Genomic DNA, 12,685 nt, shown 5'->3' on the forward strand with positions numbered 1-12,685 from the left:
AAAAGCACTACCAAGATTATCTAGAGAATGGTAAGCCTCTAGAACAGTAGGCACTTTGTAGCATTACTAAAATTAGGTCAACAGCCCAATATCAAGCAGAGCTAGTTCAGCCATACGAAACAAGGAAAGGGGCAGAAAAGATTTTAAACTTATATCTTGCGCTATAACTTCCCACATACCACCCAAAGCCTTTGCGGCTCGCCATACAACTGGCAACCATAGCCGCATGAACACTGCTGCAGCTATTGCTGAACTCACACGCCGTATCGATAACCTTTTACGTATTGGCACCGTTGCCGAAGTAAAGGGCGATTCGTGCCGCGTAAAAACCGGTGAGTTACTTACCCAGTTTCGCCCCTTTTTCACCCGCCGTGCCGGCAAGGCAAAAACCAGTTGGCGCCCTACAGTAGGCGAGCAAGTGATGCTGCTATCGCTTAGCGGCGATCTAACAAATGCTTACATTCTGCCCGCGCTTTATAGCGATGAAAACCCAGAGCCTGACGATAACAACAATCGTGAACGCACTGTTTATCCAGACGGCGCGGTGATTGAGTACGACCCAGATACCAGCGCGCTTAAAGTTACCGGTATCAAAACCGCCACTGTACAGGCGAGCGAGCGGGTGACTATCGATTGCCCCAACTCGGTCTTTACGGGCAACTTACAGGTTAAGAAAAAGCTCACCGTAGATCAGGGCGCCAAGGTCTCGGGCGCGATTGAACACAACGGCAAAATGACGAACTCAGGCGGCGTAAGCATCGATGGCATTAACTTTGGTACCCATAAACATGGTGGTGTCGATACTGGCCCAGGCACATCCGGAGGCCCTCAATGACCTCAAATAAAAACTGGCAAGGCATGAGCCGTTTTGATGGACGCGGTTTAAGCGAGTCGCAGCATATTAGCCAAAGTATCCAGGATATTTTAACCACCCCACTGGGGTCGCGGGTGATGCGTCGTGACTACGGTAGCGCCATTTTTGAACTCATCGACCAACCCCAAAGCGCCGCGGTAAAGCTGCAGATTATGGCGGCGGCAGTTATCGCGCTAACCCGTTGGGAACCGCGTATTCGCATCACTGAGATAGAAGTTATTGCCGGCGACCTTAACGGAAAAATGCAATTTAACTTGCTGACAGACCGCATCGATATCCAGCGGCAACAAGCGTTTGAGGCGACCTATGGCTGAGCTCATTGACCTTTCTAAAGTCCCAGTTCCTGACATTATCCAGCCGTTGAGCTTTGAGCAGCGCTTTGCGGCGCTTAAGCAAATATTGGTCGGCATTGATCAAGGTTATCAAGCTGTGCTGGCACTGGAATCTGACCCTATTACCAAATTACTGCAGGTGTTCGCTTACCGTGAAATGCACTTGGTTGCGCAAATGAATGATGCGACTCGCGGTAATATTTTGGCCTCATCAACGGGGAATGACCTGATTGCGTTAGGCTCGCGTTATGACCTCACACCATTAGTGATCCAAGCGGGAGACGCAACTGCAGTGCCGCCTATCCCAGAAATTATTGAGGATGAGCAATCCTTTAAACGTCGCGTACAAATGGCATTTGATGGACTGAACACCGCCGGCAGTATTGATGGTTATGTTTTCTTTGCGTTGGGCGCCGATGGCCGCGTGGCCGATGCTAACGCTGTCAGCCCTGAACCCTGCGACATGGTGGTGACTGTTTTATCTATCGAGGGCGATGGTGTGGCAAGTGCCGATTTACTCATAAAGGTACGCGCTACATTTGGCTTGAGTGCGGATGGGTTATCCCAATCAAATACGCCATCCAAGGTCAGGCCGCAGGGCGACAGAGTTACCATTCAATCAGCCGAGATCATTAATTATAACGTTGAGGCTCAATTACAGATATTGCCAGGGCCAGATGCGCAGGTTGTGTTAGCTGCTGCGAATAAAGCATTGGCCATCTATCAAAAAGAGCAGCGGCGTTTAGGTGCGGCTCACACTCGTTCGGGTATTTACCGCGCCTTGCATCAGCCTGGTGTGAGTAACGTAAAACTGATTAGCCCATTAGAAGATATTGCTGTACTCGCTCACCAAGCGGCATTTTGCAGCGCTAGCAATATCACCATTGGGGAGGGCTAATGAGCTCCTCATTGTTACCTCCAAATGCGTCAACACTTGAGCGTGATATCGAACAAGTGATCGCCAGCTCACTGGATTTACCCTTGTCGATTGCTGATTTGTGGGACCCGTTTCGTTGTCCGTTGTCATTACTGCCTTGGCTCGCATGGGCCTACTCAGTCGATCAGTGGGAAGACAGTTGGCCTGAAAGCGTTAAGCGCCAGGTTGTTAACGATGCTTTCGATATTCATCGCCACAAAGGCACGCCATATGCGGTGCAACGGGCACTTAATAGCTTAGGCATTAAGACCAATATCCTCGAATGGTGGGAAAGCGCTGGCAGCAATGTGCGCGGCACCATGAAAGTGCTCGCGTTAGTTAACGACAATATCACTGACGAAAATGAAGGATTGATAACCGCAAAAATGCTCGCCATGGTGACAGAGGCCATTCGAACCTCAAAGCGTGGCTCGATCCATTTTGATGTTGAGCTTGGTATCTCATTTGAAGAGTCACTTTCAATTGCTGCGGGCATTAGCCCTAGTGTGGGCATATCTGATATCGATGCCGATTCTAATGGCGTTCGCCCTGATGGTGTTATTGCCTTAGCTGGCATATTTGGCATCGAGCATCGTATTGACTGCATCGATACCAATTACCAGTTATCTCCTGTGCTACCTGACGAATTGTTATTTACCCACAAGCTTGCGGCGGTGTCGCATCAACTAATCATCTCTGAACACGAATTAACGGGAGTTGTGTAATGGCACTAACACTGCAATTTACTGAAGCTGGCCTTGCCGCTTGCTTGTCAGCAAAAGACAAAGGGCTGAGAGCCGAGATCACTCACATGGCGTTTGGCTCAAACGCCTATACGCCCTCTAAAACCCAAACCAGCTTGAGCGCTGAAAAAGAGCGCATTGCCATTTCTGACTATCAAGATGGTGGCAAAAGCCTACGGATGGCTGGCGTATTTGATGGCGCACTAGAGTACGCCATCAAAGAGATAGGGTTTTACATTGGCACGACTTTGCTTGGCGTATACAGCGCACCAAATAAGACACTGGGCTACCGAACCCCAGCTGTAAAAGTCGTGCAGTGGTTTACGTTAAATATTGAGGCGCTGCCAACAGACAGCATCACAGTGGTAGTGGGCGCTGAAAACCTTAACCTGATTTTAGACAAAGAGTTTATCGCGGGCTGTACGGCATTTTTACAAAATGCGGCGGCAGTAATTAAAAATGCTCACTGGAACATGCAACTCAGTGAGCGCATTAGACAACTAGAGGGATAATTATGAGCTCGATTGCTGAAGAAATTGCGGGGCTAAAAGTCGCGTCCGCAACACAAACTGCCGCATCACAGGCGTTATCGCAAGAAGTCGCTGGCAAGATGGCGGCTATCGATAAAAAAACCAATGACTCCATTGCTAAGGTCGAATCAACCTACGATCAAAAAGCGGCCGGACTGACCATTATCGCCACCGACGGCTACAAAAAAGCTATCGAGCACAATTCTGGCGGTCGCAATACCGTGGTGTATGACGCTCAGGGTAATCCTAACATTATGTGCGTTATCCCACGCTTCAATATTGAAGACCTAGGGCTGGTTGACTTAAACCTTGGCACAGGGGTTCACCCTGCGTTCCAAACTAACGGCGTACCCCGCGGCGAGATATTAATCGGCAAATATTTAGCCTCAACAGCCAATGGTGGCAGTGCCGTTATTGGTGGCGTACAGCCGCGCACATCCGTTAACTACGATGTAGCAAAAGAGCTGTGCACACGCAAAGGCGCAAATTGGCACATGATGTCAGTGCACGAGTGGGCAGCTATTGCGCTATGGTCCCTCGCTAATGGAACCGTACCGCGCGGCAACACAAACTACGGTCGCTCGCACGAGAAGAAATGGGAAACCGCACGTCGCTCCGATAATGGTGCACCAGGGGACGTGAGCGGCACGGGTAGAACGGACACGGGCAAAGGGCCATCTACTTGGAATCATGACCATACCAATTTTGGCGTGTGTGATTTAGTGGGCAACGTTTGGGAATGGTTAGATCAATTTAAGCTAGACGATGGCCAGGTTATTACCACGCTGGACAATAACCCTGCCGTGGCGGAAGCCAACTGGCATAAACACGCTGCCTATTTTGATTCACCTACCGATGACCAAACTGGCACGGGCAGCGCTGGCGCGCCAATTCTCAGTAATGCAGTGACTAAGCGCAACGGTCCGATGAATGACGATTCAAGCGATTACCCATATCTAACCGCCTCGCACTTTGCTGCAATCACTAAAGCAGTGAGCTACGTGCCTAACGAGCTATTGCGCAAGCTGTTAATTGAATCGGCCACTACGGCTACCGTTGGTGGTTACATTGGCGCGAGAAACTACGGCGACCGGTTCCCTGTCCGCGGTGGCGACTGGAGCTACGGCGCGAACGCCGGGCTGGGTGCGCTCAACTTGGGCCATCCGCGCTCGGGTGCGAGCAGCTACATCGGTTTCCGTCCAGCTTTCTTTGTGTAGTGAAGCCTGAATCTTTGTGTGCTGCACTTATTTTTCGAGAAGGCGCAGCGGTTCACTCACGATTGGCGGCAGATTGACCGCCTTACTTATTGAAAATAAACGGCCAAGCCGTTCAGGAGAAACAGCAATGAATGAAAAATTCACCTATTTATTTAACGGCGTATCGCACACTGATGTGTCGCGTGAATACATGAACAACTTAGGCATGAGCACTGAGCAGGTTAATTCTGTGCTCGCTCAGCGTGACTTTGAATTGTCACAAAACATCGAAAAACGTAAGGCTGCGTATCGAGAAGAGTCAGACCCGCTTTATATGGAGTGGCAATACGACCAAGCGCCAGAAAGCGAGCAACATTGGCGCGATAAAGTGGTCGAGATCAAGCAGCGCTATCCTGTCGCTACTGATGAATGATCAGAGGTTTTTAGGTCAATAAGCGACTCTTACCACTCAAACAGCTAGCACCGCTCCGGTGTGCTCTGCAAGCTTAGCCCTGCTTAGTTTTGCAAAACCCACAGCACCGGAGCTTATTATGGATTATCACCACGGGGTCCGCGTCATTGAAGTCAATGATGGCACCCGAACCATTCGCACAGTATCAACCTCTGTCATCGGCATTGTCTGCACCGCCAGCGATGCCGATGCAACGCTATTCCCGCTAAACACCCCAGTATTGCTAACCAATGTCATGCAAGCCATTGGTAAAGCTGGCACCTTAGGCACATTAAAGCCCACGCTAGAAGGCATTGCTGATCAAGTCAATACGCTCACTGTCGTGGTGCGTGTTGAACAGGGCGCGGATGAAACCGCCACAACGGCGAACATTATTGGCACCGTAACGCCATTGGGGCAATACACTGGCCTCAAAGCACTACTGGCGGCCCAGTCTTTGTTGGGCGTTAAGCCGCGCATTCTTGGCGTGCCTGGATTAGACACTTTACCCGTTGCCACAGCGCTTGCAGCAACCGCCAAAAAACTGCGCGCCTTTGCCTATATCAGCGCCTACGGCTGCGCCACCAAAGAAGAAGCCGTGGCTTACCGTGAAAACTTTGGCGACCGTGAAGTGATGGTCATTTGGCCTGAGTTTGTTGCGTTTGATACCGTTGCGGCTGCCAGTGTTAACGCGACAGCGACCGCTCGCGCATTAGGTCTGCGCGCGCGTATCGACAAAGAAGTCGGTTGGCACAAAACGCTATCGAACGTCACGGTTAGCGGCGTTACTGGTTTAAGTCAGCCGGTGTTCTGGGACTTACAAGATCCTTCTACCGATGCAGGCTACCTAAACAGTAATGACATCACTACGCTGATTAACCAATCAGGTTTCCGTTTTTGGGGCTCACGCACTTGCTCAGAAGATCCCTTATTCCAGTTTGAAAACTACACCCGCACCGCCCAAGTGTTGGCTGACACCATTGCCGATGCGCACATGTGGGCCGTCGATAAACCGATAACTCCTACATTGGTTAAAGATATTATCGAAGGTATTAACGCCAAGTTCCGCGAGTTAAAAGGCCTAGGTTACATTGTTGACGGCCAAGCCTGGTACAGCGAAGACGTTAACGACGTCAGCACGATTAAGGCTGGCAAGTTGTATATCGATTACGACTACACCCCAGTGCCTCCGCTGGAAGATTTAACCTTCCGTCAAAAAATTACCGACCGCTATTTAGTCGACTTCGCGTCCGCAGTTGCAGCGGCCTAAGGATACCCCATGGCTTTACCAAGAAAACTCAAGCACCTAAACCTATTCGGTGATGGTGACAACTGGATTGGTTTGGCGGAGGAGTTTACCCCCGCCAAACTCACTCGCAAATTTGAGAAATATCGCGGTGGCGGCATGCCAGGATCCGTAGATATTGATATGGGGCTAGATGATGACGCCTTAGGTGTCGAATTCACCTTAGGCGGCTATGAATCAGAGCTGGTTAAGAAGATGTCAACCAGTAAGATTGACGGCCTAATGCTACGCTTTCTGGGTTCCATTCAGCGCGATGATACAGGCGAAACTGAGTCGGTAGAAATCGTTTGCCGTGGTCGTTACAAAGAACTCGACCGTGGCACTTTCAAAATGGGGGATAACACCCAAACCAAAGTCAGCATGACCTGTACTTATTACAAAGAAGTCGCAAACGGTGAGGTGCTGTGTGAAATCGATATCATCAACATGATTGAAATCGGGGCAGATGGTGTCGACCGTATGGCAGAGCATCGTAAAGCCATTGGTTTATAACGCTAACCACAAACCTTAGCCCGCATCGGAGAGCCGTTTGCGGGCATTCTTTAATTAGGCGGCACTGGGCGTCCTGCCCTCTAGCCGCATACCGGCCATCCTAGCCATAACAGAGGGTCTAACAATGTCAGTCAATATTACCCATAAAAAAGTAACACTCGATCAAGCAATCACACGCGGTAAAGAGTCCGTTACCGAGGTCACTTTACGCAAGCCTAAGGCTGGCGAATTGCGCGGATTATCGCTATCTGATCTGCTCAATCTTGACGTTAACGCTATCTCGACAGTGCTGCCTCGTATCAGTTCGCCAATGATCACCAAAGATGAAGTACTCAACATGGACCCTGCTGACTTAGTGCAGATTGGTGGAGAAATTAGTAATTTTTTGGTGCCGAAGAAGTTACAGATGGACAGTCAGAGCGAGAGCGACAGTCAAGCATCCCTGAGTGCATAGATGACACCATGGCGGATATTGCCATTATCTTTCATTGGCCGCTATCCGAGATGGCGGCAATGGACATCGATGAGCTTCTAGGCTGGCACGATAAAGCGCTGGATAGATGGGAAAGGATTAACAAGGTTTCGCATGACTAAAAAATTAGAGATGCGCGTGTTATTGGCGGCAGTGGATAAGATCACTGGGCCATTAAAAAAGATGCGCCAAGCCAGCGGCATAACCGCCACTCAATTAAAAGAGACGCAAGACCGAGTTAAGTCTCTTAATAAACAGTCAGCTCAAATCGATGGCTATCGTAAGGTGAGCCGCAGCCTTGGTATTACCGCCAATGATTTGGCCAAGGCACAAAAGGAAGTGAAACGCCTAGCGCTTGAGATGCGGAGCAGTCAGGCGCCAGCTAAAGCGCTGGTTAAAGAGTATGAGCAAGCTAGGGCGGCAACGGTCAGGCTGAATACTCAGCATAAAAACTTAACCATTAGCCAGCACCGGCAGCGTGAAGCGCTCCGCTCTGCGGGGATTGATACCCGCAATCTTTCGCAGCACCAACGCACGTTGACTGCTGATCTTTCTCAGGCTAACAAACAACTTGACCAACAAAAGCGCCGCCTACAACAGGTTTCGGCGCAACAGAAAAAGCTATCCGCAGCACAAGCCTCTTATCACAAAACCAAAATACTTCAGGGCAACATGGCAGGTGCGGGCGCAACATCTGCAGCTTCAGGTGCAGCCGCGCTCTATGCTGGCTCGCAGGTGTTACAACCAGGTCTAGATTTTACCGCCGCACAATCCAAAGTTCAGGCATTAACTAGGCTAGATAAGAACGACCCGCAACTTATCGCGCTGCGCAAACAAGCGCGCGAACTTGGCGCCTCAACCAGCTTTACCGCGAACGATGTATCACAGGGGCAGTCATTCTTAGCTATGGCGGGCTTTGATGCTAAGTCAATTAAACAAGCCATGCCTGGCATGCTCAATTTAGCCAAGGCCAACGATACTGATCTCGGGGCGACAGCAGATATAGCCTCAAACATATTGTCCGGCTTTGGTTTAGGTGCAGATCAAATGAATCATCTTGGGGATGTGCTTACCGCAACCACAACCCGCGCCAACGTTGACTTAACCATGCTGGGTGAAACGATGAAATACGTTGCACCTGCCGCGCGTGATTTAGGTGTGAGTGTAGAAGAAGCCGCCGCTATGTCAGGGTTACTCGGTAACATTGGTATTCAAGCGAGCCAAGGCGGCACGGTAATGCGCGCCATGCTCAACCGTTTGGCAGGGCAAACTGGCCCTGCCGCAGCAGCCATTGAGCAGTTAGGACTAAAGACCAAGGACAGTGCCGGCAATCTGCGTGCAATTCCCGACATCTTGGCTGATGTGGTCAAGGCCACTAAGACGATGGGTAACGCTGACCGTGCCGCAATACTTAAAACCATCTTTGGCGAAGAAGCCGGCACAGGGGTCAGCGAGCTAATTAAGCAGCAGGGCGATGGCGCCATCACCTCATTTGCTAATGTATTGCGCAATTCAGCGGGTGAGAACGCGCGAGTGGCCAAGACCATGGCAGATAATGCCAAGGGTGATATCGATACCCTTAAATCTGCGTGGGAAGATGTCGGTATCGAAATATTCGAAGGTAACAACGGAGGTATTCGCAGTTTTATCCAGCAAATCACCGGAGTTGTTAATGGCATCGGTAATTGGATGAGGGCGAATCCTGAGTTAACGGGCACGCTATTTAAAGCGGCTGCAGCTATGGCTATTGTCGCGGCTGTCGGCGGTTCGATCACCATCATGCTTGCGGGCATCTTAGGCCCGATGGCCATGCTTAAATACAGCACATCGATACTTGGCATTAAGTCATTGCCGCTGATGGGGGGCGCACTCACTAAGTTGGGTGGTGCATTTAAGTGGGTTATTGGTGGATTAAGGGCGTTATCTTTGGCGCTGGTGTCTACGCCAATTGGTTGGGTGATCTTAGGTATTACTGCGTTAGTCGCTGCTGGGTATTTACTGGTTACTCACTGGGACACGGTTAAGGCGTGGATGGTTGGATTCTGGCAGACAATCACCTCATTGGTCGATAGCGGTATTATTGCTGTTACTAACCTATTTAATGGCTTACCAGAGCCCATTAAAGCTGTGCTTTCTGGCATATGGGAAACCATGAAAGCCGTTTTTTCATGGTCGCCACTCGGGCTGATTGTGAACAATTTCAGCGAAGTCATCACGTTCTTTACTGGATTGCCAGCTAAATTTAACAGCCTGGGCGAGATGACGATGGACGGCTTGGTTAAGGGGATCACTGGCAAGCTGACCGAGGTAAAAGAAACCATCACCAATGTGGCCAGCAATGCAATTGGTTGGTTTAAAGATGTGCTCGGTATTGCTTCACCCAGTAAAGTGTTTGCGGTAATGGGCGATCAAACTATGCAAGGGCTAACAGTAGGCATTAGCCGAACTCAGCAGGAGCCGTTAGCCGAAGTAAATAAACTCAGCAAACAAATGGCAGGCACTGCTTTTGCGCTGGGCATCTCGCCACTTCCAGCCACCGCGATGCCAAATTTGCAGGCAATCTCAGACCAAACCCGTACTATCAGAGACGAATACCAAGGCGCTGATTATTCGGTACCAGATGCAATTCGTTTGGTAAAAGAGGGCGAGCTACCCGCCAGAAAAGCTAAGGATGGCGATAGTGATACCGAATTAACATCTAAAACAACGACAGATAGGCTCAGCAGAGGCAGCGACACTGCGCTGCGTCAAACTCTATTGTCACAACCTACTCACATCGATGCAGGAATACACGCGCCTATTACCATCCATGCCACCGCCAATATGGATGCGCAGGATATAGCGCGATTAGTCAGTATTGAACTAGATAAACGTGAACGTTCCCAACAAGCACGTTTACGCACCAGCTTGAAGGATCTCTATTAATATGAGCATGATGACACTCGGTTTTTTTGTATTTAGCCGGCTAACTGTGCCATACCAAACATCACAGCATGACATGGTATGGCGTCACCCTACCAATAGCCGCGTTGGCGCTAGACCATCGGCACAGTTCTTGGGGGTTGGGGACGAAACGTTAACGCTTGCAGGTGTGTTATTGCCGGAGATAACAGGTAGTGAGCAGAGCCTTGAAACATTACAAAAAATGGCGGATACAGGTAAAGCCTATCCCTTAATTGAAGGGCGCGGCACTGTTACAGGCTTTTTTGTGATCGAAAAAATCAGCAAAGGTCGTAGTGAATTTTTTAATGATGGTGCAGCCAGGCGAATTGAGTTTACTGTCGAACTTAAGCGTGTAGATGAAAAAAATACCAACTTAATAGCGAATGAAAAACTCATTGGTATCGGAGCAAGTAAGCTTGCAAGAGGCCTAGTATGACGGCGGTACTTAAACAACTCACATCAAGTGACCAACCAACACCAGACTATCAAATATTGGTCAATGGCAAAGACATCAGTCCCAAAGTGAAAGCGAGGCTTATGTCGCTGCGTCTCATCGATAATCGCGGTTTTGAGGCCGACAGTATTGAAGTGCAGCTCGATGATTCAGACAGTGAGCTGGCGATGCCACCAAAGGGCGCAACCATGCAAGTACGTATTGGCTGGAAGGGTAGTACATTGGTAGATAAAGGCTCCTACACCATTGACGAACTGGAGCACAGCGGTCCGCCAGATGTCCTAACTATTCGCGGAAAATCAGCAGACATGAGAGGTACACTGCAGCAAAATCGCGAGCAAAGCTTTCACCAACAAAGCGTGAAAAGCATTATCGATATCATCGCAGCAAGACATCAGCTTAAGAGTAAACTCAGCGAAAACTTATTTACAGAGATTATCGATCACATAGACCAAGCCAACGAATCCGATGCCAACTTTTTAAGCCGCCTAGCCGAGCAGTTTGATGCAATTGCAACGGTAAAGAACGGCAACCTGTTATTTTTACAAGCAGGCTTAGCCCACACCGCCAGCGGATTAGCGCTAGATAGTGTAAACATAACTCGACAATCTGGCGACAGCCATCAATTTGGCGTAGCCGATCGCGATGCTTACTCAGGCGTTGTGGCCTATTGGCAAAACGATAAAAGCGCCAAGCGACAAACCGTTAAAGCTAAAAAGCCAACCGAAGCGAAACCGAGTGATGTAAAAGTCATTGTGGGGGAAAAGGAGATCATGGTTGGCAGTAACGATAACGTCAAAACCTTGCGGCATATCTACGCCAACAAGCAGAACGCCGAGCGCGCAGCGCGTGCCATGTGGGACAAGCTACAACGCGGCGTGGCTACTTTCTCCATCACCTTAGCTATGGGCAGGCCTGAGTTATTCCCGGAGCTGCCGGTTAGCGTCAGTGGTTTTAAACCGCAAATCGACAACAGCGCCTGGCTACTCACCCGTGTCGAGCACAACATCACCGACACGGGTTACACCACAGGGATAGAACTAGAAGTTAAGAATAGTGAAGTGGCCGAGGTGGAATCATAAAATTTGGAATAGTGCCAACGCTAGACATGAACATCTTCTCAGCGATAATCACTATCCCAAATTTTATTTATTAACTAAATGGGGAATTCTTGTTCAGACATTTCTGGATATAAATTTTGTAGTCGAGCTCGTTCTATAGCGATTAACTGTACTTGTTCAAAATCTCGTTCGTGGTAAAAAACATGCTCATAACGAGGGCTTATTTCCGTATGCATTAAGTGCCCATAACCACGTTCTTCCAACATCTGATATAACTTTTTCGCTGTAGGCCTAGGGATTGTACTGTTCCAATATCTACCATTAGATTCAAGTGCTTCTATAGCGGTATCTAAGTAAACTCTTTTTACTGTATTTTCTAGTTCGACGTCTTCATTTCTCATAATGTAGTCCTATGGAATATTTTTGAATTTAAGCGAAACAATATCAGTTATGGAAGATAAAAATCTAAAAATAGATGCAATGTCTTGTGTATATAACCATATGCTCACCATTTAGAATGGTTGCACGCAGTGACTATCTGCAATACGGATAAGGAGACAACCATGACCTCACATAAACCAAGTCAAATCACTTACAGAGGGATTGCGTAATGGGTTGCGGTGCAGGCATGACCTGCCCACATTGTGACAGCCGCGCATTACAACGTCGAACTCGTGCTATCACACCGCTCACCCGTGAGAAAACCTATCGCTGCAATAACGACGAATGCGGTCACATATTTGTTAGTATTGAAGAAATCCAGCGCACTGTAGTAGCTCCGCGCATTCGTCGCGAAGGGATAAATCTGCAAATGAGTAGAATATCCAAGCCACAAGTCGAGCCAAGCCGCACAGAAGCTAGTTCCGCTCAGCGATAATCAATAGTAAAACCAAAACAAAAAGCCCACATCAAAGT

16 protein-coding genes are annotated in these 12,685 nt (G+C 49.1%); 15 read left to right on the forward strand and 1 reads right to left on the reverse strand.

What is annotated here, in order from left to right; translation table 11 throughout:
- Window positions 1–226: 226 nt before the first annotated feature.
- The 14 genes from DVO77_RS09740 (at window position 227) to DVO77_RS09805 (ending at window position 11,791) form a co-directional block, all read left to right on the forward strand.
- Window positions 227–835 (forward strand): phage baseplate assembly protein V, encoded by a 609-nt coding sequence (locus DVO77_RS09740; RefSeq protein WP_119978200.1) that lies wholly within the window; start codon window positions 227–229, stop codon window positions 833–835.
- Entirely contained in the window at window positions 832–1,188 is a 357-nt protein-coding gene (locus DVO77_RS09745) for a GPW/gp25 family protein (protein ID WP_119978201.1), read from the forward strand. Before DVO77_RS09740 ends, DVO77_RS09745 begins: the two co-directional genes overlap by 4 nt.
- Window positions 1,181–2,104: a baseplate J/gp47 family protein gene (locus tag DVO77_RS09750; protein ID WP_119978202.1), complete on the forward strand. Its 924-nt coding sequence runs from the start codon at window positions 1,181–1,183 to the stop codon at window positions 2,102–2,104. Before DVO77_RS09745 ends, DVO77_RS09750 begins: the two co-directional genes overlap by 8 nt.
- Window positions 2,104–2,847 (forward strand): phage tail protein I, encoded by a 744-nt coding sequence (locus DVO77_RS09755; RefSeq protein ID WP_119978203.1) that lies wholly within the window; start codon window positions 2,104–2,106, stop codon window positions 2,845–2,847. Before DVO77_RS09750 ends, DVO77_RS09755 begins: the two co-directional genes overlap by 1 nt.
- Complete coding sequence (locus DVO77_RS09760) at window positions 2,847–3,377, forward strand: phage tail protein (RefSeq protein WP_119978204.1); 531 nt, start codon at window positions 2,847–2,849, stop codon at window positions 3,375–3,377. The genes DVO77_RS09755 and DVO77_RS09760 overlap by 1 nt, the downstream gene beginning before the upstream one ends.
- Window positions 3,378–3,379: 2 nt before the next feature.
- The gene (locus DVO77_RS09765; RefSeq protein WP_119978205.1) at window positions 3,380–4,612 is read left to right on the forward strand and encodes a formylglycine-generating enzyme family protein; all 1,233 of its coding nucleotides are present in this window, start codon (window positions 3,380–3,382) and stop codon (window positions 4,610–4,612) included.
- A 127-nt stretch (window positions 4,613–4,739) separates the two neighbouring features.
- Window positions 4,740–5,024 (forward strand): hypothetical protein, encoded by a 285-nt coding sequence (locus DVO77_RS09770; protein WP_119978206.1) that lies wholly within the window; start codon window positions 4,740–4,742, stop codon window positions 5,022–5,024.
- A 118-nt stretch (window positions 5,025–5,142) separates the two neighbouring features.
- Complete coding sequence (locus DVO77_RS09775) at window positions 5,143–6,312, forward strand: phage tail sheath protein (protein WP_119978207.1); 1,170 nt, start codon at window positions 5,143–5,145, stop codon at window positions 6,310–6,312.
- 9 nt (window positions 6,313–6,321) lie between these two features.
- Window positions 6,322–6,840: a phage major tail tube protein gene (locus DVO77_RS09780; RefSeq protein WP_119978208.1), complete on the forward strand. Its 519-nt coding sequence runs from the start codon at window positions 6,322–6,324 to the stop codon at window positions 6,838–6,840.
- A 124-nt stretch (window positions 6,841–6,964) separates the two neighbouring features.
- The gene (locus DVO77_RS09785; protein WP_119978209.1) at window positions 6,965–7,294 is read left to right on the forward strand and encodes a phage tail assembly protein; all 330 of its coding nucleotides are present in this window, start codon (window positions 6,965–6,967) and stop codon (window positions 7,292–7,294) included.
- A gap of 8 nt (window positions 7,295–7,302) precedes the next feature.
- Window positions 7,303–7,434: a GpE family phage tail protein gene (locus tag DVO77_RS09790; RefSeq protein ID WP_014358022.1), complete on the forward strand. Its 132-nt coding sequence runs from the start codon at window positions 7,303–7,305 to the stop codon at window positions 7,432–7,434.
- Window positions 7,427–10,237 (forward strand): phage tail tape measure protein, encoded by a 2,811-nt coding sequence (locus tag DVO77_RS09795; protein WP_119978210.1) that lies wholly within the window; start codon window positions 7,427–7,429, stop codon window positions 10,235–10,237. The genes DVO77_RS09790 and DVO77_RS09795 overlap by 8 nt, the downstream gene beginning before the upstream one ends.
- A gap of 1 nt (window position 10,238) precedes the next feature.
- Window positions 10,239–10,691 carry a phage tail protein gene (locus DVO77_RS09800; RefSeq protein WP_249038145.1) on the forward strand — a complete coding sequence of 151 codons (453 nt, stop codon included), beginning with the start codon at window positions 10,239–10,241 and terminating at the stop codon, window positions 10,689–10,691.
- Entirely contained in the window at window positions 10,688–11,791 is a 1,104-nt protein-coding gene (locus DVO77_RS09805) for a phage late control D family protein (protein ID WP_119978211.1), read from the forward strand. The genes DVO77_RS09800 and DVO77_RS09805 overlap by 4 nt, the downstream gene beginning before the upstream one ends.
- A gap of 74 nt (window positions 11,792–11,865) precedes the next feature.
- Here DVO77_RS09805 and DVO77_RS09810 read toward each other — a convergent pair whose 3' ends face one another.
- A complete protein-coding gene (locus tag DVO77_RS09810) occupies window positions 11,866–12,171 on the reverse strand; it encodes a hypothetical protein (protein WP_119978212.1) in 306 nt (101 codons plus the stop codon).
- Window positions 12,172–12,398: 227 nt separating this feature from the next.
- On the opposite strand from DVO77_RS09810, the gene DVO77_RS09815 reads away from it, so the two are divergent.
- Window positions 12,399–12,647, forward strand: a complete 249-nt coding sequence (locus DVO77_RS09815; RefSeq protein WP_249038149.1) for an Ogr/Delta-like zinc finger protein — start codon at window positions 12,399–12,401, stop codon at window positions 12,645–12,647.
- Window positions 12,648–12,685 lie beyond the last annotated feature (38 nt).

The organism is Shewanella algidipiscicola (assembly GCF_003605125.1).
Taxonomy (GTDB): domain Bacteria; phylum Pseudomonadota; class Gammaproteobacteria; order Enterobacterales; family Shewanellaceae; genus Shewanella; species Shewanella algidipiscicola.